Origin of the sequence: uncultured Oscillibacter sp., from assembly GCF_910579365.1 — a bacterium.
Classification (GTDB): Bacteria; Bacillota; Clostridia; order Oscillospirales; family Oscillospiraceae; genus Oscillibacter.
In genome coordinates this window covers 1-4769 of record NZ_CAJTUX010000121.1, presented here as the reverse complement: position 1 = coordinate 4769, position 4769 = coordinate 1, and the positions used below count along the sequence as shown (strand labels likewise).

The 4769-nt window shown below is 60.2% G+C and carries 3 protein-coding genes and 1 pseudogene; all 4 read right to left on the bottom strand.

The annotated features are described in order from the left end of the window. Positions 1-361 (bottom strand): annotated as a pseudogene (locus QZ329_RS15015) (tRNA 2-thiocytidine biosynthesis protein TtcA); the annotation flags it as partial. Positions 362-382: 21 nt separating this feature from the next. After that, a complete protein-coding gene (gene cls, locus QZ329_RS15010) occupies positions 383-1957 on the bottom strand; it encodes a cardiolipin synthase (RefSeq protein WP_295753812.1) in 1575 nt (524 codons plus the stop codon). A gap of 134 nt (positions 1958-2091) precedes the next feature. Continuing rightward, positions 2092-3540, bottom strand: a complete 1449-nt coding sequence (locus QZ329_RS15005; RefSeq protein WP_295753811.1) for a nicotinate phosphoribosyltransferase — start codon at positions 3538-3540, stop codon at positions 2092-2094. 161 nt (positions 3541-3701) lie between these two features. Next, the gene (locus QZ329_RS15000; protein ID WP_295753810.1) at positions 3702-4061 is read right to left on the bottom strand and encodes a hypothetical protein; all 360 of its coding nucleotides are present in this window, start codon (positions 4059-4061) and stop codon (positions 3702-3704) included. Positions 4062-4769 lie beyond the last annotated feature (708 nt).

Sequence of the window (4769 nt, the reverse complement as noted above, 5' to 3'; positions counted from 1 at the left end):
AACAGGGGTTTTTATCCACCTGGACGGTGACGTCGAAGATGTCGCTTTCAAAGATAGTGACGGGGATGCCCAGCCTCTCCGCGTTCTCCTCGATGAGGCGGCGGTTGGCGGGGTTATAGCCTGGGTCCATCACCAGAAAGGTCAGCTGGAAGGGCCTGTCCGTGTGTCTTTGCAGCTCCTGCATCAGCTTGGCCAGGATGAAGGAATCCTTCCCGCCGGAGACGCAGACGGCGATATGGTCCCCCGGACACACCAGCTCATAGCGCTTCACGGCGGCAATGAAGGGATTCCAGACGGTCTTGCGGTAGGTTTTGATGAGACTGCGCTCCGCAGTCTCCCGAGGGGTCAGGTCACGGGACATGGGCATCCTCCCACACATCGTTTACAGCCAGATCGCGCCCAGCTTGAAAATGGACGCGCATACCTTTCGGAACCAGGACCGCTGGCTCCAGTCCTCCAGCGTATAGGGCCGGCTCTCGGCCAGAATGCCGTCCAGGTCCTCCAGCAGCTCCTCCACCACCGGCATATGGTACAGCAGCACGCCGCACTCATAATGAAGCTGAAAGGTCCGGTAATCCATATTGGTGCTGCCCACCAGGGCTACCTCCCGGTCCGCCATGACGCTTTTGGCGTGGAGGAACCCGGGGGTGTACTTGTAAATCTTCACGCCATGGCTCAAAAGCTCACCCCAATAGGTCTCCGCCACCATATAGGTAAACTTGTGGTGGTCCGGAATGCCGGGGATGAACAGCCGCACGTCCACTCCCGCGTCGGCGGCGATGCACAGGGCCTTCTGCATGGATTCCTCCACGGCGTAGTAGGGGGTGGTGAGGTACAGCATCTTCTGGGCCGAGGCAATGAGCTGGAGATAAACCTCCTCAATGGGGTTATCAGGGTTGTTCAGCGGCCCGTCGGTGAAGGGTTGGCACCAGCCCTGCGCCTTCTCCACATCGTGACGGGGGCGGTAGTAGTCGTCCTCGTTGTGAAATGTGCCCCCCATCATCTTCCACATCTGCATAAATTGGGTGGCGAAGCCCCAGACGCCCTCCCCCTCGATGCGGACGGCGGTGTCCTTCCAGTGGCCGAAGCGGACGATGAGATTGGCGTACTCATCGGCGATGTTGATGCCGCCAGTATAGGCGTACTGCCCGTCGATGACGGCGATCTTCCGGTGGTCCCGGTAATTGAAGTAGATGCGGTTCACATAACGGTGGACGGGATTGAAGACCTTCACCTCAATGCCCGCGTTCTGGAGGGCCTGAAGCGTCTCGTCCGAAAAGCGGGTGAGGTTGCCGAAATCGTCGAAAGTGATGTGAATCTCCACCCCGGCGGCGGCCCGCTCCTTCAGCACATCGAAGATGCGGTTCCAAAGCGTCCCCTCCGCCAGTATATAGTATTCCAGGAAAATATAAATCTCCGCCTGCTCCAAACGGGCGATCAGGTCCTCGAAAAAGTCCGCGCCCTCTTTGAAATAGACGGCATCCGTGTTCCGGTACAGCAGGAAGCCCCGCTTTTCCAGATACGCCGCCAGCCGCCCCCAGGCCGGGGACTGCCGCCGGAGCCGGGCCAGATTGGCCTCGCTGGCCATGCGCTGGCTCTCCCTCTGGGGAATGGGGGGCACCTGCCGGAGGCTGAGCTGCTTGGCCTGGTGCGTGCCGCCCCAGAGGCAGAAGAGGATCATGCCGGACACCGGCATCGCCAGCAGCAGGCACATCCACACCAGCTTATAGGTAGGGCTGCCCGGCCGCTGGTACACCCGGATGGCCAGTACCGCGCCGGCGATGAGCAGCAGAGCGTACATATAGCTGGAGTACTCCGCCAGAAGATGGGAGATCAGCAGAGAGGTCGCGATTTGAACAATGACCGTCAGCGCGCACATGGAGATACTGGCCGCGGCAGAAATCTTCCGCTCGATCCGCTCCTCCACCGGGGGAATATGGGGAATGTTTTTATGCACGAAGCCTCGCCTCCTCGTTTGCAGTCTCGGCGTCTGACCTTTCTATTATACAAAAAGCCGCCGCCGTCTTCAACACCAAAATATTAAAAAAAGATAAAATTCGTGCCGGGCGGTTTCCCGCCCGGCACGCTTATTCACTCGCTCTGGCGCAGAAGGCCCTGCTTGATGTCCCACAGCCGCTGGCTGAGGTCCACATAGTACGTGTGGGGATTTTCGAAGCGCTTCACCTCGTCCCACAGGGTCGACACCTGCTCCTTGCAGTAGGTCTGAATCTCCCGGAGGCCGGGCCGCTCATACACCAGCTTCCCCCCAAGGAAAATCGGCTGCTGGAGGGGCTTGGCCGTGTAATTCGTATAGGTCTTCCGCTTCCAGGTAGCCCGGGGGTCGAAGAGCTCCAGGGAGCGGCTCTCGTCCACCCGCTCGTCCCAGACGGTGATATAGTCCGCCTCGGCCTTGCCGGTGGACTTGTCAAAGATGCGGTAGACCTTCTTGTAGTGGGGATTCGTGATCTTGTCCACGTTCTCGCTGACCTTGATCTTGGGAGTCACCTTCCCTTCCCCGTCCTCCACCGCCACCAGCTTATACACGCCGCCGAACACCGGCTGGCTGCTGGCGGTAATCATCCGCTCGCCCACGCCGAACATGTCAATCTGGGCCCCCTGAATCAGCAGGTCCCGGATGATATACTCGTCCAGAGAGTTGGAGGCGGAAATCTGGCACTCCGTCCAGCCCGCGCCGTCCAGCATTTTCCGGGCCTTCTGGGTGAGGTAGGCGATGTCGCCGGAGTCCAGGCGGATGCCGCACTTTTTAATTCCCAGGGGCTTGAGCACCGCGTCAAAGGCCCGGATGGCATCAGGCACGCCGGATTTCAGGGTGTTGTAGGTGTCCACCAGTAGCGTGGCATTGTTCGGGTAAAGGCGGCAGTAGGTCTCGAAGGCCTCGTACTGGGTGTCGAACATCTGGACCCAGGCGTGGGCCATGGTGCCCCCGGCGGGCACGCCGTAGAGCTGGTCGGAGATGGCGCAGGCCGTCCCGGCGCAGCCGCCGATGTAGGCCGCCCGGGCGCCGGTAATGGCGCCGTCGGTGCCCTGGGCCCGGCGGGAGCCGAACTCCAGCACCGTCCGCCCCTGGGCGGCCCGGACAATGCGGTTTGCCTTGGTGGCGATGAGGCTCTGGTGGTTGATGGCAAGCAGGGTAAAGGTCTCAATCAGCTGGGCCTGAATGGCGGGGGCCCGGACGGTAATCACCGGCTCCTGGGGAAAGATGGGGGTCCCCTCGGGGATGGCCCAGATATCCCCGGTGAAGCGGAAGTTCTTTAAATAGGCCAGAAATTCCTCGGAAAACAGGTTCCGGCTCCGGAGATAATCAATGTCCTCCTGGTCGAAGTGCAGGTCCAGAATGTAGTCAATGATCTGGTCCAGACCCGCGCAGATGGCGAAGCCCCCCTTGTCCGGCACATCCCGGAAGAACACGTCGAAATAGGTTATCCGGTCCTGATAGCCCGCCTGGAAATAGCCGTTGCCCATGGTCAGCTCATAAAAGTCACAGAGCATGGTCATGTTCAGCTTTTGTTCGGTGCGCATGGTAGGAACCCCCTCTTCTCAAGTTGTTCCCTTGATTATAAGCAAAGTGCCACATAAATGCAACCTCTTTCTTTGGGAAAATCTACGAAAAGCACAGGGAATATAGGGCAAAACTTTGTCAATAACCGCAGGGCCCGCCAAAAGACAGGCCCTGCGGTTTCTCAGGATGTTTGGTCGTACTCCAGGTGCCAGAGGCCCTCCGCCCGGTCCGTCCGAAGGTACACAACCGTTTCCTCCGCAAAGCTGTCGGTGAAGCTCTCGCGGACGGTTTCGCCCTCCGCCGTCTCGAAGGAGACCGTATAGGTCAGGCCGTCCTCCTCCGGCAGGGTAAAGGAGCAGAGCTGGGTGTCTGAAATGGCCGCCTCCGACGAGAGGGTTTCGCCGCCGTATTCCACGGTGATGTTGGAGATGGCCTCCGGGGCGTAGTTGGTGAGAATCAGGTTGCCCTCCATGGCTTCCTCCCTCTGCCCGCAGGCGGCGAGAAGAAGCAGGAGGCCGAACGCCCAAAATAGCTTTCTCATCCCTCCGCCTCCCGCAGGCGCTCCACAATGGTCCGTTTGGACACGGAGCGATAGGTCCACAGCGGCACCAGCGCTCCCAGAACCAGGAAAATGGGCAGAATCACCACAATGGGGGCCACGGTCAGGCGGTAGGTGAAGAACCAGAAGATATCGCCCACGGCGCCGCCCACCAGGGGCCCCAGGCCCACCGTCATTACCAGGGACACCGCCAGGGCCAAAAGCGTGTAATAAAGGCCCTCAAAGACCAGCATGGTCTTGAGCTGCTTTCCCGTCATGCCCACGGACTGCAAAACCGCCAGCTCCCGCTTCCGGGTTAGGATGCCCGTCAGCACCGCGTTGACGAAGTTCAGCACGCCCACCAGCCCGATGATGAAGCTCAGCGCCCCGCCCGTGGTCAGGAACATGTTCCGGAAGCCCTCAAACTCGGCGACATACGTGGCCCGGCTCTCATAGTCGTAGAGGGGCTGGACGCTCTCGGTGTACTCCGCCAGGAAGGCCTCCATATCCGCCTCCGCCTCGTCGGTGGTGTTGAAGAGATAGGTCATGACGCTGGCGGTGCCGGTGTCCTGCATGAACCGCTTCGCCCCCAGGATGAAATCGTCGCAGCCTACAACCCGGTAGCGGTAAGAGATGGAGCTGGGAATCTGCACCAGGGCGCAAGATCGGAAGAGCACACGTCTGAACTCCAGTCACATTACTCGATCTCGT